This window comes from Mesorhizobium sp. P5_C1 (assembly GCF_054049815.1).
Genome location: NZ_JBFULQ010000006.1, coordinates 15413 through 34362, shown reverse-complemented (window position 1 = coordinate 34362; position 18950 = coordinate 15413). Strand labels below are relative to the sequence as shown.

The following is an 18950-nucleotide window of genomic DNA, read 5'->3' as shown; positions in this document are numbered from 1 at the left end:
AAGATGGAGACGGTCAACGAGCTGTTCATGCGGGTGACGCTGACCTTCGGCTACATGGAGCAGCCCAACATCCCTCGCGCGCTGGCGATCTGCCGCAAGCAGGGCTGGAAGTTCGACATCATGACGACCTCGTTCTTCCTGTCGCGACGTTCGCTCAAGGCCTCGCCCAATTCCGGCATGCCGGTTTGGCAGGACCGGTTGTTCATTGGCCTGGCGCGTACGGCGGCCGACGCGACCGAATATTTCCAGATCCCGACCGGCCGTGTGGTAGAGATCGGTACGCAGGTGGCGATCTGACGGGCCCTTGCCGATGAACGGTTGAGGAGGCGGGAATGAGCGGCGAATTGGTGCTTGTTACCGGTGGCTCCGGCTTCCTCGGCGCGCATTGTATTCTCGAACTGCTGAACGCCGGCTACCGTGTTCGCACGACCGTGCGCTCGGCCAAACGCGAAGCCGATGTTTTGGCCATGCTCAAGGCAGGCGGCACCGAGCCTGGGGCGGCGCTCTCGTTTGCCGTCGCCGATCTGATGGCCGATGCCGGCTGGCCGGATGCGGTGGCCGGTTGCGACTATGTGCTTCATGTCGCCTCGCCATTTCCGCCCGGCGTGCCGAAACATGAAGACGACCTCATCATCCCGGCCCGTGAGGGTGCGCTCAGGGTGTTGCGCGCGGCGCGGGATGCGAACGTGAAGCGCGTCGTGCTGACCTCGTCCTTCGCGGCAATCGGTTATGGCAAGCTGCCGCCCGGCGGGCAGCCGTTCACCGAGGAGAGCTGGACCGATCCGACGGCCAAGGTTAGCGCCTATGTGAAATCGAAGACGCTCGCCGAACGCGCCGCCTGGGATTTCATTGCCGCGGAGCGTGGCAAACTGGAACTCGCGGTCGTCAATCCGGTCGGTATCTTCGGGCCGGTGCTCGGCCCGGACCATTCGACCTCCACCGAATTTGTCCAGCGTATGTTGAACGGTGCCATGCCGGGGCTGCCGCGCCTGTCCTTCGGCGTTGTCGACGTGCGCGACGTGGCGGACCTGCATGTGCGTGCCATGACCAATCCTGCCGCCAGGGGCAAACGATTCCTGGCGGTTGCCGGCGATTTCATGACCGTGCGGGAGATCGCGCAGACTTTGAAAACCCGGCTTGGCGATGCCGGGGCGCGCGTCTCGACGCGGGAACTACCCGATTGGCTGGTGCGCATCGTGGGCCTGTTCAACCCGGAAGTCGCACAGTTGGTGCCGGAATTGGGCAAGGTCAAGAATGCAACCAAAGCGAGGGCCGTGCGCCTGCTAAGCTGGGCGCCGCGATCACGCGAGGACGCGCTGGTTGCCACCGGCGAAAGCCTCATCCGGCTCGGTCTGCTCAAAAAGGCGAAGTAGCGCCGGAAGCCGGGGTTCGGCTTCCGGGACCACTCACCTGACCGTCAGCCTGCCAAGGCAGCCTTGTTGGTCTCGAGGAACTGCTTCAGCGACACCGACTTGCGGCCGGAGAGCTTTTCCACGGCGTCCGTCACCATGCCAAGACCGCCGCCCCGCGTGGTGGCGTCGAAGGACACCAGAAGCTTGGCGAAGGGCTCAGGCAGGCCGGCTGCCTTCATGCCCTCGGTCAGGGCGTCGTCGGAAAGCTGCACGACCTGGATGGGCTTGCCGGTGACTTCGGTGACAAGGGCCGCGACCTCGGCGGTCGTAAAGGCCTGGGGTCCGGTCAGCGTGTAGGTCGCGCTCTCGTTGATGCCGGAGGCGAGCCCCGCGGCGATCGCCGCCGCGAGATCGTCGCGCGCGCCATAGGAAATGCGGCCATCGCCCGCCGACGTGTACCATTGGCCCGACGCCAGGATTTGCGGCGTTGCCATGAACAGGTTCTCGTCATACCAGCCATTGCGGAAGATCGTATAGGCAATGCCGCTCGCCTTGATCGCTTGTTCGGTGTCGTAGTGGTCGGGCGCGAAATGGACCGGTGAACCCGGCTCGGGGTTAGGCATCGAGGTGTAGAGCAGGTGGGCGACGCCGGCCTTGCTGGCCGCGGTCACGGCCGCGAGCTGCTGCTCACGGCGCTTTCCCTGCACCTCAAGTTCGTTGGTCGAGATGATGAGCGCCCGGCCGGCGCCCGCGAAGGCCTTGGCAAGTGATGCCGGATCGTTGAAGTCGGCGGCCCTGACGACAACGCCGCGCGCCGCCAGGTCGGCAAGGTTGGCCGGCGTGCGCGTGGTGGCGATGATCTGCGCCGCCGGGACGTTGAATGTGTCCAGCAGGTGGTTGATGACGCTGCGGCCGAGTTGGCCTGAAGCGCCGGTGACGAGGAGGGTTTTGCTCATTGGATATCCTGGCATGGGTCGGAGAGGAGTGGGGCAAAAGGTGGTCTCAAAAAGAGACCAGCACTAAAATAGGAATTGACCCGTGGCCGTAAAGAAGGCAGTTTTTCGGGAGGTAGGCACAATCAGGGAACCAGCCGTGGACAGCACCATCGTCAATCTCAGATCCAAGCTCGAGATCTACAAATCCTTGAGCGATGGCGGCAACATCGCCGATTGCCCGGTCCGCGATGTGATCCAGGGGCTGAACGGCAAATGGAGCTCGCTGTTGATGGCGGCACTGGCCGAGCAGCCCTATCGCTTCGGCGAGCTGCGGCGGCTGGTGCCCGACATTTCACAGCGCATGCTCACCCAGACGCTCTACGACCTGCAGCGCGACGGCTATGTGCATCGCGAAGTGTTCCCGACCAAACCGCCAAGCGTTGAATACAGCCTTACCGACCTTGGACGCTCGATGTTCGGCGCCTTGCACCAGCTGATCCTGTGGGCTGAGCTCAACCACGACGCGGTGCGCAACGCGCGCGCCGGTTTTGATGCGGCCCAAGGGTGAGCCGGCCAGCGAAGCGGACAAAGCCAAGGGCTGCGGCTTGATTTAGTCCGCCCGCTGAAGGACTGTCCGGCGAGTTCGGCTTTGGGGGCATTGGCATTTCCTACGATATCGCGATTGCCGGGGCCGGCCCGGCGGGGCTCGCCATGGCGCTCTATCTCAAGCGCGCCGGGCACAAGGTCACCATGTTCGAGCGCTTCGAGGAGCCGAAGCCGGTCGGTTCCGGGCTGATCCTGCAGCCGACCGGGCTGACGGTGTTGGCTGATCTCGGCCTGCTCGACGACATACTGGCGCTTGGCAGCCGTATCGACCGACTGCATGGCGCCGATGCCGCCACCGGCCGCACTGTTCTCGACGTCCGCTATGATGCCCAGCGCGGCCACCGCTTCGGGCTGGCGGTGCATCGGGCGGCTCTGTTCGGCGTGCTCTTTCGTGCTGTGCAGCGCGAAGCGATCGCCATCGAGACAGGTGTCGAGATCGAGACTCTGGAGACCGGCGAACGGGCAACGCTGGTCTGTGGCAACGGCCGCAGGGAAGGGCCGTTCGACTTCGTCGTCGACGCCAGCGGCTCACGCTCGAAGCTGCGGCAGTGCACGGGCAATGCAGGCGCGCCACGGCCGCTCACCTACGGCGCGTTCTGGGCCTCGCTGCGCTGGCGCGATGAAGGTTTCGACGAGCACGCGCTATTGCAGCGCTACGACAAGGCCAGCGTGATGATCGGGGTGCTGCCGATCGGCCGGCCGCAGCCGGGCGCTGAAAAGATGGCGGCCTTCTTCTGGAGCCTGAAGCCGGCGGACGCCGATGAGGTGCGCAACCGGGGCCTCGACGCCTGGAAGGAGAGGGTGGTTCGGCTGTGGCCCGAGAGCGAGGCATACACCAGCCAGATCGAGGATTTCGACCAACTTTCGCTGGCGCGCTACGGCCACCACACGATGAAGCGGCCGGCCGGGCGGCGGCTGGCCGTCATCGGCGACGCCGCGCATTCGACCAGTCCGCAGCTGGGGCAAGGGGCGAACATGGCGCTGCTCGATGCGGCCGCGCTCAGCCATGCGCTGGCGCGGACGCCAGACGTCGAGGCGGCACTTGAAGCCTATGCGAAGGCACGGCGGTGGCACGTGCGTGTCTTCCAGGCGCTGTCGCTGGCGTTCACGCCCTTCTACCAGTCGGACTCCATGGCGCTGCCCTTCATCCGCGACAGGCTGGTGGCGACGGTGGCAAGAGTCCCGCCGGCGCCACAGTTCCTTGCCTCGATGGTGGCCGGCACGGTGGTTGATCCGTTCAGGTGTATCGGGCTCAAGGAAGCGCGATGGCCAGATCGTTCCGCTGAATAATCGTCGTGAGTTGCGACTTCTTCGCCCGCAGAAAGGTATGCAGGCGCTGCGGGTAGTCCGGCGCGACGGCCTGCCTGATCGACGGACGCTCCCTCAACGCCTGACGCCAGGCCCGGACGAACGGCTTGCCGTCCAGAATGCCGAAATCGCCGATCCGGTCGAACACGTCGAGATATCTGAAAACAGGGCCGTGGACGGCGTCGACAAGCGAGAAGTGCTCGCCGGCGAACCATGGTCCGTTCCGTTCGGTGTCCGCCAGTTCGGCTTCGAGACGATCGAACATCGCCGACAGCGCGCTGGTTTCGGCGAGGAAGCCGGCCTCCGTCGTGGCCGAATAGAACCGGCCGATGGCGTTGAGGATTGCCGAGCCGAACTCGATCCAGGCACGATGCCGGGCGCGGGCATAGGGGTCGGCGGGGTGGAGTGGATTGGCTTGTGTCTCTTCGAGGAATTCGAGAATGACAGCGGATTCGAAGATCACCGTTTCCTCGCCATTTCGCTGCACGCGCAGCAGCGGCACCTTGCCGAGCGGCGAGATCGCTCTGAACCAGGCCGGCTTGTTGGCGAGGTCGATATCGACGCGCTCGAACGGCACGCCCTTTTCGGCCAGTGAAATTGCCGCGCGCTGCACATAGGGGCAGAGAGGATGGCTGACGAGAATGAGCTTGTCGGTCATCTCACTCTCCCCAGACATAGTTCAACGCGCCGTCCTCGACGCGCGTCGACAAGAACATCAGGCGGGAATCCTTTGGCGCCGGACCGTCGACGCGGTCGCCGCTGGCCATGTCGAACGAGGCGCCATGCCATTGGCAGACCAACCTGCCGTCCTTGCAGTCGAGCGGGCCACCAAAGTGCAGACAGACATTGGCGGCGGCGCGGATGCGCTCGCCGCTGCGGTAGACATGGACCTCGCGGCCGAAGAACGGGGCGATCAGGCTGCCCGTCTGCGGAATGTCGGCGACCTTGCAGATTTCGTGTTTCATGACGCGTTCTCAAAGTTGATGCAATTGCATCTATATAGATGCATCTGCATTGACCGTCAAGCTTGATGCAATTGCATCTATCGCCTATGGTGGGCCATGACTGAGAAAGCCATGCCTTCGCCCGAGGCCATCACGGCCTGGGCCCGCCTGATGCGCGTTTCGCGCCAGCTCGTGGAAAGTGCTGAAGACGCGCTGAAGGAAAGCGGCCTGCCACCACTTGCCTGGTACGACGTGCTGCACGAACTCGCCGAGGCGGGTGAGGGCGGCTTGCGGCCGTTTCAGGTGATCGAGCGCACTTTGTTTGCGCAATACAACGTCTCGCGGCTGCTGGCCCGGCTCGAGGCAGACGGGGTGGTCGAGAAACTGCCGGTGGCCGATGACGGCCGCGGCCAGACCATCCGTATCACGGCCAGGGGCCGCGAGATGCGTCGCCAGATGTGGGCTGTCTATGGGCGATCGATTACCGAACTGGTCGGTGCCAAACTCTCCGCTGATGAGCTGAACATGGTGTCGGCACTCCTGGGTCGATTGCGCTATCCTCCCCTTGCGGACTGATGATCTGGCGCCGGTCAGGCCGAATGACTGCCCCAGAGAAAGGCCAATGTCGCCAGCACGCCAAGGGCCACGCGAACCCGGTGCAGATCGCCCCACTTGACGATCAGGGACCGGGCTTGCGGATTGCCGGCGCCTGCGTCCATCGCCTCCAGCACCCTGTTGGTCGGCATCATGGCGATCAGCGTCCACGGCCAGGGCAGGATGATCAGCACCGCGCCGACCAGAAAGGCGAAACCGCCAGTCTGCCACCAGGCAATGAGACCCAGAACGCAAGCAACAATGGCAATCGACGCCTGCATGGCGGCGCCACGCTTGTAGGAAGGTTGCCATTCCTGCAACAGCGCCTTGTCGTCGATACGAAGCCGCGCCGGTTGCTCGGCGACACTGACGTAGATCGCGGCGCCAGAGAATACGGCGGCAACCGTCAAGGCCAACAATCCGATCAGCATCTTCTTCCCCGCGCAAGCCGTCCGGCGCCGACGCCATACAGGTAGAAATAGGGCTTGCAAGGCTGGGAACAATACGCCATAGAAGAGGCGAACCGTAACGTACGGTACGGCTCGCCGAAAATGACCGGCCGGCCTTACCTGCCGAGAGAATAGCGTGTTGGACATCGTGCCCGAGATCGACACCAGCGAAGCGCTGACGGAGCGGCAGAAAGCCGTGCTCGACGCAGCGCTGCGGCTGCTCGTCGAGGAGGGCGATCAGCTGACCATGACCGCCGTGGCGCGTCGGGCAAGCTGCTCCAAGGAAACGCTCTACAAATGGTTCGGCGACCGTGACGGGCTGCTGACGGCGACGGTGCAGTGGCAGGCGTCCAAGGTGCGGGTGGCGCAAGTCGATGGCAAGGGGCTCGATCTTGTGTCGCTGACCGCAAGCCTCGAACGCTTCGCTTCCGACTGGCTGAAGGTTATTTCGAGCGACACCTCGATCGCGCTCAACCGCGTAGCGGTCAGTCATGCTGGTTCCGGCAAGGATAACCTTGGCGCCGTGGTGCTGGAGAATGGCCGCTTCGCTTTGGCCAAGCGGCTGAAGCCGCTGCTTGAGGCCGGACGACAGGCTGGACTGCTCGACTTTGCGGATGCAGAGACGGCGTTCCGAACCTTTTTCGGGCTGGTCGCCCGCGACGTGCAGATACGTCTGCTGCTCGGCGACCGGCTGGAATTGACTGAGGCGGCGATCGGCGGCGATGCCGCGCGGGCGACGCAGCAGTTTCTCGCTCTTTTCAAGAGCAACAACCGGCCGCAAGGCCTCTGATTCATAACCGGGAAGGAAGACAAAATGCGTGTCTATTACGATCGCGATGCCGATCTCAATCTGATCAAGGGCAAGAAGGTTGCTATCATCGGCTATGGCAGCCAGGGCAGGGCGCACGCGCTCAACCTCAAGGATTCGGGCGCCAAGGATATCGCCATCGGCCTCAAGGCCGGCTCGGCGACCGCCAAGAAGGTCGAGGCCGACGGTCTCAAGGTGATGAGCGTGGCGGACGCGGCCAAATGGGCCGACCTGATGATGATGGCGACGCCTGACGAGCTGCAGGCCGACATCTATCGCAACGAGATCGCGCCGAACATTCGTGACGGCGCTGCAATCGCCTTCGCGCACGGCCTCAATGTGCATTTCGGCCTGATCGAGCCGAAGGCCTCGGTCGACGTCGTCATGATTGCGCCGAAGGGCCCTGGCCACACGGTGCGCGGCGAATACCAGAAGGGCGGCGGCGTGCCGTGCCTGGTCGCCGTCAACCAGGACGCCTCGGGCAATGCGCTTGACTTGGCGCTGTCCTATGCCTGCGGCGTCGGCGGCGGCCGTTCGGGCATCATCGAGACCAATTTCCGCGAGGAGTGCGAGACCGACTTGTTCGGCGAGCAGGTCGTGCTGTGCGGCGGCCTGGTCGAGTTGATCCGCGCCGGCTTCGAGACGCTGGTGGAAGCCGGTTATGCGCCGGAAATGGCCTATTTCGAGTGCCTGCACGAGGTCAAGTTGATCGTCGACCTGATCTATGAAGGCGGCATCGCCAACATGAACTATTCGATCTCGAACACCGCCGAATGGGGCGAATATGTCTCCGGCCCGCGCATCATCACCGCCGAGACCAAGGCCGAGATGAAGCGCGTCCTGAAGGACATCCAGACCGGCAAGTTCACCTCGGAATGGATGCAGGAATATCGCGCCGGCATGTCGCGCTTCAAGGGCATTCGCCGCAACAATGACAGCCACCAGATCGAGGAAGTCGGCGCCAAGCTGCGCGCGATGATGCCGTGGATTTCCAAGAACAAGCTGGTCGACAAGGCCAAGAACTAAGTTAAATCCACGTTCTTGCCTTTGCGTGTCCTCGGGCTTCGCCCTGCGGGCACGCGGGGATTTCCAAGAACAAGCTGGTCGACAAGGCCAAGAACTGAACCTTGCGCTCGAAGTCCTTGGGTTCGAAGAGCTGAAAATGAAAAACGGCGCCACATGGCGCCGTTTGTCATGTCAGGGCTCCGCTACAGACTAGCTCGTCAATAGGGCGAGTAGCACTGCTGACGCGGGCCGCCATAGGGCTGGAACGTGTTGTCCCAGGCGCGATACGACCGGTAGCGGTTATAGCACCATTGGACATGGGCGCTCGAAACCCGCGTGCGGTAGTAGCGGCGCGGTGGCGCGTCGTAGTAATTGTAGTTGTTGTACATGCTGCCGATGCCGAGCCCAAGGCCAAGGCCTAGAAGGGCAGCCGCGCCGTCATCGTAGTAGCCGCCGCCGTGATAATGATGGCGACCATGGCGCCAACGCCAATTGTCTCCATTGTTCCAGTTTCCGCCGCCGCCATTCCAGTGTCCGTGGCCACCGTTCCAGTGTCCGTTTCCGCCATTCCAATTGCCCGACCGGCGCCATCTCCAATTGCCGCCATTGTTGCCGCCCGCCCAGCCTTCGCGAACCACCATCGGCGCCGCAGTGCTGGCGGGGATCGACACGTCGGGCTGCATCATCGGCCCTGCGGCGGACGGCGCCGTGACGCCGGACAGGATACCGAGGGCTATCAGCCCGGATTTGACCGTGGAAGAAAAGAGCGAGTTCATTGCACTCTCCAAGAGACACAGGCCCCACGCCTATTTTAGGGGGCCTATTGTGGATGTTTGCATCTGAACGGCGGATGAACGGAAAGGTTCCGTCAACCATGGCGCGAGTGGCGTCAGGACCGATCGATCTCCGCTGGCGGTCCTGCGACCTTGTTTTCCGCCGCGCTTGCGGGCAAAGGTCATGACATGTCGCTGCGCCTCGCCACCTTCAATGTCGAGAACCTGATGAACAGGTTCGATTTTTCCGGCTATCGCAACCAGCTCAACGAGGATCGCACGCTGGCGCTGTTCGATATCCAGAGCGAGGCGGAATACAAGATGCTGGAGCAGGCGCGCGCCATCGCCCAGTCCGACGATACGCGCCAGCTGACGGCGCTGGCGATCGCGGCCACCCGCGCCGACATCATCTGCATGCAGGAGGTCGACAATATCGAGGCACTGAAGGCCTTCGAATATGGCTATCTGTTCAAGATGGTGGGGCAGGGCTACCGGCAGAAATACACCACTTCGGGCAATGATTCGCGCGGCATCGACGTTGCCGTGATGATGCGCAACGAGACCGCGCAGGGCCAGTTGATCGAATTCGTGCGCATGACCAGCCATGCCTACGTCACCTACGAACAGTTCGGGCTGCACACGCCGGAACTCGAGGCACTCGGCAACCAGGCCAACGAGCGCATCTTCCGGCGCGACTGCCTGGAAGTCGACGTGACCGTGGGCGGTGTACCGCTGACGCTTTATCTGGTGCACTTCAAGTCGATGGGCTCGCCCCGCAACGGGCTAGACGGACGCGAAGCGACGATGCCGGTGCGCATCGCCGAGGCTCAAGCCGTGCGCCGGATCATCGAGGAGCGTTTTGGCAAGGACCATGCCGCCGACAAGCGATGGGCGATCTGCGGCGACATGAATGATTACCGGCAACGCGTGAAGATCGCCGGCGACGCGATCGACGGCCACCGCTTCGAGGTGGTCAACGAGAACCAGTCCTGCATCAACGTGCTGACAGCAGGCGGCTTCTGCGAAAACGTCGTCGAGCGGCGGCCGGAGATGAACCGCTGGAGTTTCTACCACACGCGCGGACCGGAAGAACGGCATCTGTGCCAGCTCGACTACATCCTGTTGTCGAAAGGGCTCGCCGCCAGCAACGCGACGGCCGTTCCAGACATCATCCGGAACGGCCAGCCCTGGCGCACGATTTTCCCGCCCGGCCAGGAGGTCGACCGGTTTCCGCGCGCCGGCTGGGACAGGCCGAAGGCATCCGATCATTGTCCCGTGGCGATCACCTTGGACATGACCTGATACGCCGATGAGTTTCGACCTGCCGCGCAATGTCATCCTGCCGGTCGATGCCGTCGACGTCCGGCTCGATCCCAGCCCGCACCCGTTCGCACTGGACAATGCGGAGGCTATCGTCGAGAACTGGCAGCGCGAGCTGGCAGCCAAGCCGGCGCTGTTCGACGGCACGGTGGTGCTGCTGTCGCAACTCACCTATCGCGACAACCGTCTTGTCGGCCGCTGCCATGCGGTCAACTACTCCACCTTCATGCTTTGGCGTAAGCGGCGTGAGAATTCGGGCGCCGAACATGCCTATGCCCATGCCGTGCTGGTGGCCGGCGACAATGCGCTGGTGGCGATCCGCATGGGCTCGCACACGGTCAATGCCGGGCGCGTCTATTTCGCCGCCGGCTCGTTCGAGCCCATCGACTTTCGCGACGGCCAGGTCGACGTCGATTTCAACATGATCCGCGAGGTGCGCGAGGAGACCGGTCTCGATCTGTCGGACGCGTCACGCGGCAAGCGCTACCACGTCCTGTCGACGGCCAGCGGTACGGTGATCTTCCGCCGCTATCGCGAGACTGCTCCGGCCGACGAAATTGCCCGGCGAATCTCAGCCTTCGTCGCCACCGAGACCGAGCCGGAAATCGATGGGCCGGTCATCATCCGCCACGCCGCCGACCTGCCGGACGGATTGGCGGCGCATATGAAGCCGCTGGTCGAGTGGCATTTTGCGGGCGTGGACTAGCGAAGCGTCTTGTCCTGCGCCGCCTTGCGATCGTTGCGGGCGGCGACGAAGAACAAGATAAAGCCAAGACCCAGCAAGCCGCCCATCGCCATTCCCATGGTCTGTCCGACCACTGTCTGGAAATCGGCGGTAACCCGATCGGGATCGGCCATGCCGAAGCGGGCGAGATACCACCAGATGCCTGCAAGGACTGCTTCGATGACGACCATCGCCAGGATCAGTCGTGCCTTCTTGCTCATGTGCTGTTYGCCCCCGACCAGAGATATCTTGCCTTAGGGCCTGGAGATCGCCGAGTCGATCGAATCTGCATCGAAATGAGGTCGATTTGGAAGCGATGGCGGCGAGCACGCAGCGCGCCGGGTACCCCTGTTGCATGTCGCCAATGCGTCTGCTAAATACTGAACCACATGGTTCACTATTTTCGCCCCCATCTTGATGCCTCGTTCGCCGCGCTCTCGGACACCACCCGACGCGGCGTTCTGGAGCAGCTCGGACGTTCCGATGCTTCGATCACGGAGCTTGCCGAGAAGTTTCACATGACCCTCACGGGCATGAAGAAGCATGTCGGCGTCTTGGAGCAGGCGGGGCTCGTCATCACCGAGAAGGTCGGGCGCGTGCGGACCTGCAAGCTCGGCCTGCGCCGACTGGAGGAAGAGGCGGCATGGATCGAGAGGTACCGCCAGCTCTGGGACGCACGCTTCGACGAATTGGACAAGGTTGTCGAGGAATTGAAACGGAAGGAGAAAGTCGATGGACAAAAAAAGCGAGAGTGAGCCCATGAACAACCGCACGACGGTCGAACGGAAGTCCGACCGAGAGCTGGTCGTTACGCGAACCGTCAACGGCCCGGCGCGCATCGTGTTCGAGGCGTGGACCAAGCCCGAACTGTTCAAGCAGTGGTGGGCGCCGAAGTCGATGGGCATGTTCCTGCGTTCCTGTGAGATGGATGTTCGTACCGGTGGCACCTACCGTCTGGTGTTCGGCCACGATGCCTCAAACTCTGACGAGTTCTTCGGCAGGTATATCGAAGTGACACCGCACTCGCGCCTCGTCTGGACCAATGACGAAGGTGGTGACGTTGGACCCGTCACCACGGTGACCTTCGAGGAAAAGGGTGGCAAGACGCTGCTGGTCCTGCACGAACTCTATCCCTCGAAGGAAGCTCTCGACGCTGCCGGGACCGGGGCGGCGGATGCGATGGGCGAGCAGTTCGAGCAACTGGACGAGCTCCTCGTCACCCTGGGCGCGAACTTGGGAGGGTCATGAGGCCCTTGATCTCGCGGTCGGTCGCATGGGAATTCACGACACGGAACAGCCCCCCGGCGAGATCGCCGTGGGGAGCTGGCCTGGGCCTACTCGTGCCGCAGCGCGTCGATCGGATCGAGCCTGGCGCCGCGCAGCGCCGGAAAGAAGCCGAACACCATGCCGATCAGCGCCGAAAAACCGACGGCGAGCAGGATGACCGCCGGGCTTGGCGCGAAGGGAATGGTCAGCGCCACCGAGGCGAGGCCGGCCAGCGCCAGGCCGATCAGGATGCCGATGATGCCGCCGAGCAGCGACAGCACCGTCGCCTCGACCAGGAACTGGATGAGGATGTGCTTTTCATGGGCGCCGATGGCGAGCCGGATGCCGATCTCGCGCGTCCGCTCGGTGACCGAGACCAGCATGATGTTCATGATGCCGATGCCGCCGACCAGCAGGCTGACGCCGGCAACCGCGCCCAGCATGCCGGTCATGGTGGTGGTGGCGCTGGCCATGGCGTCGGCGATCTGGGTCATGTCGCGGATGGCGAAATCGCTCTCGCGGTCGGGGGTGACACGCCTGATATCGCGCAAAATGTCCTCGACGCGCGGCTGCAACTCGCTGGTCGGCGTCGTGTCGTCGGCGGCGATGTAGATGTTGTCGATGTCGCGGTTGCCGGCGATGCGGCGCTGATAGGCATGCAGCGGCATCAGCACCACATTGTCCTGGTCCTGGCCGAAGCCGGTATAGCCCTTGGGCTCGAGCAGCCCGATGATCTTGCAGGAGGTGCGGTTGACGCGGATGAACTCACCTTCCGGGTCACCGGCGCCGAAGAATTGCTGGCGCACCGTCTCGCCGATCAGGCAGACGCCGGTGCCGGAGCGGGTTTCGGAATCGCTGAACGGACGGCCGGAAACCAGCTTCCAGTCGCGCGCATCGAGATATGCGCTGTCGGTGCCGGTGACGCCCGAGGTCAGGCTTTCGGTGCCGAAGATGACGCGGACCTGCTTTTGCGAGGCCGGCGAAATGGCGCGCGCGCCGGTTAGATGCGCGACCAGTGCCGCGAGGTCCTTTTCGGCCAGCGGACGGACCACCTGGTCGAGCCCGCCCGGACCGCCTGGCCCGGCCGGGCGGCCGGAGCGGACGACCAGCAGGTTGCTGCCGAGCTTGGAGATGTCGGCCTTGACCTTTTGCGTGGTGCCGGAGCCGATGGTGAGCATGGCAATGACGGCGGCAACGCCAATGACGATGCCGAGCAATGTCAGGAACGAACGCAGCACGTTGCGGCGGATCGAGCGCAAGGAGAGGCGGACAGTTTCCCAGATCATGGTTACGCCGTCTCCAGCTTCATGGAATCGGAAGCGACGTGGCCGTCGAGGAAGCGAATGGTGCGCTCGGCATAGCCGGCGACGTCGGCCTCATGCGTGACCATGGCGATGGTCAGGCCAAGTTCGGTGTTGAGCTGCGTCAGCAACTCCATGATCTCGTGCGTGCGCGCGGTGTCGAGATTGCCGGTCGGCTCGTCGGCGACGAGCAGCGTGGGCCTTGTGACGATGGCGCGCGCGATCGCCACGCGCTGCTGCTGGCCRCCGGACAGTTCGGCAGGCGTGTGGTGCTCGCGGCCGACAAGGCCGACCTGGGACAGCGCCTGCATGGCAAGATCGCGGCGCTCGTGAGCGGCAACGCCGCGATAGATCAGCGGTAGTTCGACATTTTCAGCTGCCGTGGTGCGGGCCAAGAGATTGTAGCCCTGGAAGACGAAGCCGACATAGAGGTTGCGCAGCATGGCGCGGCGGTTGCGGTCGAGCCGGCCGGCGTCGATGCCCATGAAGGAATAGGTGCCGGCCGTCGGCGTGTCTAGGCAGCCGATGATGTTCATCGCCGTCGACTTGCCGGAGCCGGATGGGCCCATGATGGCGACGAATTCGCCGCGCCGGATGGCAAGATCGACGCCGGCCAGCGCATGGACCTTGGCTTCGCCCTGGCCGTAGGTCTTCCAGACCTTGTCGAAGGTGATGAGGGCAGCACCGGCAGCCACGGCCTCAGCTCCGCTGCTGCGATGCGGTGATGACCTCAGCGCCTTCCTTCAGGCCCGAGGTGATCTCGGTCAGCTCGCCATCGGTTGAGCCGATCTTGACGTTGACCGGATGCGGCCGCCCATTCTCCAGCACATAGAGCGTGCGCGAGCCGTCGGTGGGCGTCGTCGCGGCCTGGCGCTGGCGGTTGCCGCCGGGGCGACCCATGCGGCCGGTGAACAGGTCCGTGAGGCTCCAGCCACGGGCCGCCTGCTGGGCTGGGCGATAACGGAAGGCGGTGGCGGGTACGGTGAGCACGTCCTTGGCCTGCCGTGTGACGACCGAAACGGTTGCGGTCATGCCGGGCCGCAGCAACAGCTCGTTGTTGTCGACCTCAAGCCGCGCATTGTAGGTGACGACGCCGTCGGTGGTGACCGAGGCATAGGAAATGTCGCGTATCTCGGCGTCGAACGGCCGGTCCGGGAAGGCATCGACGGTGAAACGGGCATGCTGGCCGGTCTTGACCGCGCCGATGTCGGCCTCGTCGACCGCCGCCACCAGCTCCATGTTTCTGAGATCGGCGGCGATGATGAACAGCACCGGCGCCTGCAGCGAGGAGGCGACCGTCTGGCCGGGGTCGACCGAGCGCGTCAGCACGATGCCGTCGATCGGCGCATAGATAGTGCTGTTGGCGAGGTCGGTCTGCTGTGATTTCAGATCGGCATTGGCGATGGCGAGATTGGCCTCAGCGCTGTCGAGCGCCGCCTTGGAGCGGTCGCGCGTCGCGGTCGCCGCCTCGAGCGACTGGTCGGTCGCCATGCCACGATTGGTCAGCGAGGCCGCGCGGACAAGCGCCTTCTCATTCTCGGCGAGCGTCACCGTGGCGTCCTCGACATTGGCGGCCGCACCCTTGGCGGACGCCTGCGCCCGCTCGATCTGGACCTGCAGCTTGGCGGTGTCGAGGGCGGCCAGCACATCGCCCTTCTTGACCTGCTGGTTTTCCTCGACGGACACCGAACGGATGATGCCGGACAACTGGCTGGAAATGTCTACCTGGGTGAGCGGCTGCAGCGTGCCGGTCGCCGACACCGCGACGGTGAGATCGGCCTTGGCGGCCGGCACGGTGGTGTAGTCGATCTTGGCCGGCGAGCCGGCATACCACTGATAAAGGCCAAGCCCCGCAGCAAGCACGATCAGTGTCAGCAGCGCATAGAGCCAGCCACGCCGACGCGTCTTGCGCAGACCTTGCCTGTCGAGCCCGAGCGCCGTCTCGATGGCGGAATCCGATTCCGTCTTTGGCAGGTTGACAATCTGGTCCACGTTGGACCCCTATGATGCGCAATGTCCCTATCTGTGCACAGATCAGGGTTACTGGTTCAAATATCAAATTAAATTTCGCCCATGTTGGGATTGAGGCAGGCATGCAAACCCGGAATTACTTACTTTACGACGTGTTTACGACCGAGCGACTGGCCGGCAACCCGCTGGCCGTGGTGTTGGATTGCAAAGGTCTGGACACGGCCGCGATGCAGGCCATCGCGCGCGAGTTCAACCTGTCCGAAACGGTCTTCGTGCTGCCGCCGGRCAATCCCAAGCACAAAAACCGCATCCGGATCTTCACCCCCGACTATGAAATGCCGTTCGCCGGCCATCCGACAGTGGGTTCGGCGATCGCGCTGGCCGAACTGGCGGGAGATGGCGGCGYTGGCATCTTCGTGCTGGAAGAGAACATCGGTCCCGTGCGTTGCGCCGTCAGCAAGCATGATGGCGACACCTTCGCCGAATTCGATCTGGCGAAGCTGCCGGAGCCGCTGAAGCTCGAAGCCGATCCGGAGGCGATCGGCGCGGCCCTTGGGCTGGCGCCGCATGAGATCGGCTTCGAGAATCACCGCGTCTCGTTCTGGTCGGCGGGCGTGCCCTATGTGACCATCCCGGTTGCCAATCTCGAAGCGGCGGGCCGAATCCGGCTGGACAACCAGGCGTGGTCGGAACTGGCGCCGCGCAAGAGCGAGTGGGCCTTTGCCAGCCCCTATGTCTATTGCCGCGAGACGGTGAACCACGAAAGCGCGTTCCATGTCCGCATGATCGTGCCGGGCACGCCGTCCTATGAGGATCCGGCGACCGGCTCGGCGGCGGCCGCCTTCGCCGGCGCCATCATGCATTTCGACGCGCCGACCGACGGTGTTTCGCAACTGTGGATCGAGCAGGGGCTGGAGATGCACCGGCCGTCGCGCATCCGCCTCGAACTGACCGTGCAAGGCGGAAAACTGGCCTCGGCGCGTATCGGTGGCAACGCGGTCAAGGTGGCGGAAGGCAGACTGTTCGTCTAACCGTAGACGGGCTCGGTCGATTTGTCGGGAAATGATTCCGGCAGGGCTGGACAGGACCGATGGTGGCGGCTATATGCCCGCCAACGCCGGTTTTCGCCGGCCGAGTGGGTGCGTAGCTCAGTTGGTAGAGCAGCTGACTCTTAATCAGCGGGTCCACAGTTCAATCCTGTGCGCACCCACCAAATTCTTCAAAGACTTGGTGGAAAAGACCTGAAAGCGAGACGCGTTGACGCGTCTCGGGCATGCGCCGGTTATGGTGCGGTCTTCCCAAGACTGGTTGTGAACCTGGCCTTCATGGCGATTTGACCGGCGGCACCCTCAACGGGGCATCAAAGGCTGCGATTGCCGCGCCGAAAAATGCGGTTCAGAAACCTGCCGAGCCGAAATGCGATGCCGTTGTCCGAACTTTGATGGCCATCGGCATCAATGCTGGCCTTGCGGCCCGAAAAATCACTGATGAGCCACCAGAAGAAAACCAGGAAAACCGCCAGAATCGCAGTGTCGATCGGGCCGTAACTTGAATATCCATTACGCCGAAGCACAACTGCAAGCAGCACGGCGATAGTCACAGCAGCGGCAGCAGGATGAAGCTTTTTCATCCACCAGACCTATTCGAGAATCGTTACAATTGAAAGATACCGCCCTTGCTGTGATGACTGTGGCTTGTCCGATCTAAGCGGGAACTCGGCGTTTACTTCTCCGACACCCCAGCCTCGGCAAAACTTGCCATGCGGGCATGGCACTCCAGCGCCGAGCGGACGATGTTGACGGCGAGGCAGGCGCCGGAGCCTTCGCCAAGCCGCATGCCGAGATCGAGCAGCGGCGGCAGGCCGAGCGCTTCGAGCAGGCCGCGATGGCCCGATTCGGCCGAGACGTGTGCTGCGATCGTATGGGCGAGACCTGCCGGGTGCAGCCTTGCCAGTGGGGCGGCGGCGGCGGTGCAGACGAAGCCATCGAGCAGCACGGGTATGCCCAGATGGCGGGCGGCGAGCGTGGCACCGAAGATGGCGGYGAGTTCGCGCCCGCCGAGTGCAGCGGCAACCCCCAGCGGATCGGCAAGGGCGGCGGCATGGCGCTTCAGGCCGGCCTCGATGGCGACCACCTTGCGCTTGAGGCCAGCGTCGTCGACGCCGGTGCCGCGGCCTGTCCATTTTTCAGCGCCGCCCCCGAACAGCGCTGCCGAAATGGCGGCTGCCGGCGTGGTGTTGCCGATGCCCATTTCGCCGAAGCAGACCAGATCAAGGTCCTTCGTCACCGCGTCATAGCCAGCTGACACGGCTGCGAGAAACGCCTTGTCGTCCATCGCCGCCCCTTGTGTAAAATCGCCCGTGGGATGGTCGAGATCGAGCGGAATGACGTCGAGTTCGGCGCCGGCGATGCGGGCGAGCTGGTTGATGGCGGCACCGCCGCCGGCGAAATTCGCCACCATCTGCACCGTGACTTCGGAAGGATAGGCCGAGACGCCTTGTGCTGTAACGCCGTGGTTGCCAGCGAAGACAAAGACCTTCACCCGGTCGAGTTTTGGCATATCGCGGCCTTGCCAGCGTGCCAGCCACGAGGCGATGGTCTCGAGCCGGCCGAGGCTGCCTTGCGGCTTGGTCAGCGTGTCCTGGCGGCGGGCGACCGCATTTGCGGCGGCATCGCTGCCGGCGGGTAGATCGACGCAAGCGGCGCGCAGTTCATCGAGCGATTTGAAGGGCATGGGGGCAAAGTCTCCAAAAGGGAATCAGGCCAAGGGGGTATCAGGAGAGAGCTACAGAAGCGACGAGCAGCACGGCGATTTCACTCAGCTGCTGCAAAGCGCCGATCGTGTCGCCGGTCTGGCCATCGATCTGGTTGAGGCAAAGGGCGCGGAAGGCGGCAAACAGCAGGCCAAGCAAGACGAGCGCGACAATGGCGCCGCCGAGCCCGAGCAAAAGCAGCGGTACCGCGCCGAGCACGGCACCGGCGATGGCGGTTTCAAACGAAACCGTGCCGGAATCGGCCGAGAGACCATCGGATCGGGCCGGGGGCAAAAGGTGCATGAAGACGCCCAGCACGCCGCGCGAGGCGGCATGTGCAGCCACGAGTGCGAAGAGGGCCTGCGTGGGTTCGACGAATTCCTGCAGTGCGCTCCAGCGGATCAGCAGTGACAGAGCGAGTGCTGCGGCGCCGTAGGCGCCGATGCGGCTGTCGCGCATGATGTCGAGTTTGCGGCCGCGCGATTTGCCGCCGCCAAAGCCATCGGCGACGTCGGAGAGCCCATCCTCATGCAGGCAGCCGGTGGTGAGCAGGGTTGCCACAAGGGCAAGCGCTGCCGACGGCCCCATGGCGAGGCCAAACCGTTCCGCCGTGGCAAAGACGATGGCGCCGATCAGGCCGACGACAAGGCCGGCGACCGGGGCGGCCCAGATCGCGGATGCAAGGCTGCGGCCACGAAAGTCGAAGACGGGCAGCGGCAGCCGGGTGAAGAAGACCAGGCAAAGCGCGATATCGCTGGGGATTTGCCGGGGCGAACGGCTGAAGTTCTGGAATTTGAGTCGAATTTCTTCCCAAAACCGGCTGCCATTTTTCGGGATCATGC

Annotated in this window: 24 protein-coding genes and 1 tRNA gene; 13 read left to right on the top strand and 12 right to left on the bottom strand. The window is 63.8% G+C overall.

The genetic code is table 11. From position 1 onward, the window contains the following. On the top strand, nucleotides 1-297 hold a 297-nt coding region (locus ACXJ7R_RS01490), incomplete at its 5' end, for a KUP/HAK/KT family potassium transporter (protein ID WP_457150252.1). 35 nt (nucleotides 298-332) lie between these two features. Further along, on the top strand, nucleotides 333-1373 hold the full coding sequence (locus tag ACXJ7R_RS01485) for an SDR family oxidoreductase (RefSeq protein ID WP_457150251.1): 1041 nt from the start codon (nucleotides 333-335) through the stop codon (nucleotides 1371-1373). Between the two features lie 44 nt (nucleotides 1374-1417). On the opposite strand, the gene ACXJ7R_RS01480 is transcribed toward ACXJ7R_RS01485, so the two are convergent. After that, a complete protein-coding gene (locus tag ACXJ7R_RS01480; RefSeq protein WP_457150250.1) occupies nucleotides 1418-2308 on the bottom strand; it encodes an SDR family oxidoreductase in 891 nt (296 codons plus the stop codon). A 136-nt stretch (nucleotides 2309-2444) separates the two neighbouring features. Between ACXJ7R_RS01480 and ACXJ7R_RS01475 the strand changes: the two genes are divergently transcribed. Both ACXJ7R_RS01475 and ACXJ7R_RS01470 read left to right on the top strand, forming a co-directional pair. Beyond that, nucleotides 2445-2855, top strand: a complete 411-nt coding sequence (locus ACXJ7R_RS01475; RefSeq protein WP_457150249.1) for a winged helix-turn-helix transcriptional regulator — start codon at nucleotides 2445-2447, stop codon at nucleotides 2853-2855. A 143-nt stretch (nucleotides 2856-2998) separates the two neighbouring features. Continuing rightward, complete coding sequence (locus ACXJ7R_RS01470; protein WP_457150248.1) at nucleotides 2999-4183, top strand: FAD-dependent oxidoreductase; 1185 nt, start codon at nucleotides 2999-3001, stop codon at nucleotides 4181-4183. On the opposite strand, the gene ACXJ7R_RS01465 is transcribed toward ACXJ7R_RS01470, so the two are convergent. Continuing rightward, nucleotides 4146-4859: a glutathione S-transferase family protein gene (locus ACXJ7R_RS01465; RefSeq protein WP_457150247.1), complete on the bottom strand. Its 714-nt coding sequence runs from the start codon at nucleotides 4857-4859 to the stop codon at nucleotides 4146-4148. The genes ACXJ7R_RS01470 and ACXJ7R_RS01465 overlap by 38 nt on opposite strands. A gap of 1 nt (nucleotide 4860) precedes the next feature. Beyond that, a complete protein-coding gene (locus tag ACXJ7R_RS01460; protein WP_457150246.1) occupies nucleotides 4861-5166 on the bottom strand; it encodes a Rieske (2Fe-2S) protein in 306 nt (101 codons plus the stop codon). 96 nt (nucleotides 5167-5262) lie between these two features. Between ACXJ7R_RS01460 and ACXJ7R_RS01455 the strand changes: the two genes are divergently transcribed. Next, on the top strand, nucleotides 5263-5721 hold the full coding sequence (locus tag ACXJ7R_RS01455; protein ID WP_457150245.1) for a MarR family winged helix-turn-helix transcriptional regulator: 459 nt from the start codon (nucleotides 5263-5265) through the stop codon (nucleotides 5719-5721). A gap of 14 nt (nucleotides 5722-5735) precedes the next feature. Here ACXJ7R_RS01455 and ACXJ7R_RS01450 read toward each other — a convergent pair whose 3' ends face one another. Further along, the gene (locus ACXJ7R_RS01450) at nucleotides 5736-6167 is read right to left on the bottom strand and encodes a DUF1772 domain-containing protein (protein WP_457150253.1); all 432 of its coding nucleotides are present in this window, start codon (nucleotides 6165-6167) and stop codon (nucleotides 5736-5738) included. Between the two features lie 157 nt (nucleotides 6168-6324). On the opposite strand from ACXJ7R_RS01450, the gene ACXJ7R_RS01445 reads away from it, so the two are divergent. Both ACXJ7R_RS01445 and ilvC read left to right on the top strand, forming a co-directional pair. Then, nucleotides 6325-6978 (top strand): TetR/AcrR family transcriptional regulator, encoded by a 654-nt coding sequence (locus ACXJ7R_RS01445; protein ID WP_457150244.1) that lies wholly within the window; start codon nucleotides 6325-6327, stop codon nucleotides 6976-6978. 24 nt (nucleotides 6979-7002) lie between these two features. Then, entirely contained in the window at nucleotides 7003-8022 is a 1020-nt protein-coding gene (ilvC, locus tag ACXJ7R_RS01440) for a ketol-acid reductoisomerase (protein WP_095087167.1), read from the top strand. Nucleotides 8023-8219: 197 nt separating this feature from the next. Here ilvC and ACXJ7R_RS01435 read toward each other — a convergent pair whose 3' ends face one another. Beyond that, a complete protein-coding gene (locus ACXJ7R_RS01435) occupies nucleotides 8220-8777 on the bottom strand; it encodes a BA14K family protein (protein WP_457150243.1) in 558 nt (185 codons plus the stop codon). Nucleotides 8778-8963: 186 nt separating this feature from the next. Between ACXJ7R_RS01435 and ACXJ7R_RS01430 the strand changes: the two genes are divergently transcribed. Together ACXJ7R_RS01430 and ACXJ7R_RS01425 are read left to right on the top strand one after the other, a co-directional pair. Next, nucleotides 8964-10076 carry an endonuclease/exonuclease/phosphatase family protein gene (locus tag ACXJ7R_RS01430; protein ID WP_457150242.1) on the top strand — a complete coding sequence of 371 codons (1113 nt, stop codon included), beginning with the start codon at nucleotides 8964-8966 and terminating at the stop codon, nucleotides 10074-10076. 7 nt (nucleotides 10077-10083) lie between these two features. After that, the gene (locus ACXJ7R_RS01425; protein WP_457150241.1) at nucleotides 10084-10800 is read left to right on the top strand and encodes a hypothetical protein; all 717 of its coding nucleotides are present in this window, start codon (nucleotides 10084-10086) and stop codon (nucleotides 10798-10800) included. Here the strand turns inward: ACXJ7R_RS01425 and ACXJ7R_RS01420 are convergent. Further along, on the bottom strand, nucleotides 10797-11039 hold the full coding sequence (locus tag ACXJ7R_RS01420; protein WP_457150240.1) for a hypothetical protein: 243 nt from the start codon (nucleotides 11037-11039) through the stop codon (nucleotides 10797-10799). The genes ACXJ7R_RS01425 and ACXJ7R_RS01420 overlap by 4 nt on opposite strands. A 168-nt stretch (nucleotides 11040-11207) precedes the next feature. On the opposite strand from ACXJ7R_RS01420, the gene ACXJ7R_RS01415 reads away from it, so the two are divergent. Next, entirely contained in the window at nucleotides 11208-11573 is a 366-nt protein-coding gene (locus ACXJ7R_RS01415; protein ID WP_457150239.1) for an ArsR/SmtB family transcription factor, read from the top strand. Beyond that, the gene (locus ACXJ7R_RS01410; RefSeq protein WP_457150238.1) at nucleotides 11551-12066 is read left to right on the top strand and encodes an SRPBCC family protein; all 516 of its coding nucleotides are present in this window, start codon (nucleotides 11551-11553) and stop codon (nucleotides 12064-12066) included. The genes ACXJ7R_RS01415 and ACXJ7R_RS01410 overlap by 23 nt, the downstream gene beginning before the upstream one ends. Before the next feature lie 86 nt (nucleotides 12067-12152). On the opposite strand, the gene ACXJ7R_RS01405 is transcribed toward ACXJ7R_RS01410, so the two are convergent. The 3 genes from ACXJ7R_RS01405 to ACXJ7R_RS01395 are packed head-to-tail and all read right to left on the bottom strand — an operon-like array spanning nucleotide 12153 to nucleotide 15377. Beyond that, nucleotides 12153-13370, bottom strand: a complete 1218-nt coding sequence (locus ACXJ7R_RS01405; protein WP_457150237.1) for an ABC transporter permease — start codon at nucleotides 13368-13370, stop codon at nucleotides 12153-12155. Between the two features lie 2 nt (nucleotides 13371-13372). Next, entirely contained in the window at nucleotides 13373-14080 is a 708-nt protein-coding gene (locus tag ACXJ7R_RS01400) for an ABC transporter ATP-binding protein (RefSeq protein WP_457150236.1), read from the bottom strand. 4 nt (nucleotides 14081-14084) lie between these two features. Then, nucleotides 14085-15377 carry an efflux RND transporter periplasmic adaptor subunit gene (locus ACXJ7R_RS01395; protein WP_457150235.1) on the bottom strand — a complete coding sequence of 431 codons (1293 nt, stop codon included), beginning with the start codon at nucleotides 15375-15377 and terminating at the stop codon, nucleotides 14085-14087. 101 nt (nucleotides 15378-15478) lie between these two features. Between ACXJ7R_RS01395 and ACXJ7R_RS01390 the strand changes: the two genes are divergently transcribed. Together ACXJ7R_RS01390 and ACXJ7R_RS01385 are read left to right on the top strand one after the other, a co-directional pair. Next, complete coding sequence (locus ACXJ7R_RS01390; protein ID WP_457150234.1) at nucleotides 15479-16387, top strand: PhzF family phenazine biosynthesis protein; 909 nt, start codon at nucleotides 15479-15481, stop codon at nucleotides 16385-16387. A gap of 106 nt (nucleotides 16388-16493) precedes the next feature. Further along, nucleotides 16494-16569, top strand: a tRNA-Lys gene (locus ACXJ7R_RS01385). A 147-nt stretch (nucleotides 16570-16716) separates the two neighbouring features. On the opposite strand, the gene ACXJ7R_RS01380 is transcribed toward ACXJ7R_RS01385, so the two are convergent. The 3 genes from ACXJ7R_RS01380 to ACXJ7R_RS01370 all read right to left on the bottom strand — a co-directional run bounded on the left by ACXJ7R_RS01380 (nucleotide 16717) and on the right by ACXJ7R_RS01370 (nucleotide 18948). Further along, on the bottom strand, nucleotides 16717-16986 hold the full coding sequence (locus ACXJ7R_RS01380; RefSeq protein ID WP_457150233.1) for a hypothetical protein: 270 nt from the start codon (nucleotides 16984-16986) through the stop codon (nucleotides 16717-16719). Nucleotides 16987-17078: 92 nt separating this feature from the next. After that, nucleotides 17079-18089 (bottom strand): nicotinate-nucleotide--dimethylbenzimidazole phosphoribosyltransferase, encoded by a 1011-nt coding sequence (gene cobT, locus ACXJ7R_RS01375; protein ID WP_457150232.1) that lies wholly within the window; start codon nucleotides 18087-18089, stop codon nucleotides 17079-17081. A gap of 40 nt (nucleotides 18090-18129) precedes the next feature. Continuing rightward, nucleotides 18130-18948: an adenosylcobinamide-GDP ribazoletransferase gene (locus tag ACXJ7R_RS01370; protein WP_457150231.1), complete on the bottom strand. Its 819-nt coding sequence runs from the start codon at nucleotides 18946-18948 to the stop codon at nucleotides 18130-18132. Between the last annotated feature and the right edge of the window lie 2 nt (nucleotides 18949-18950).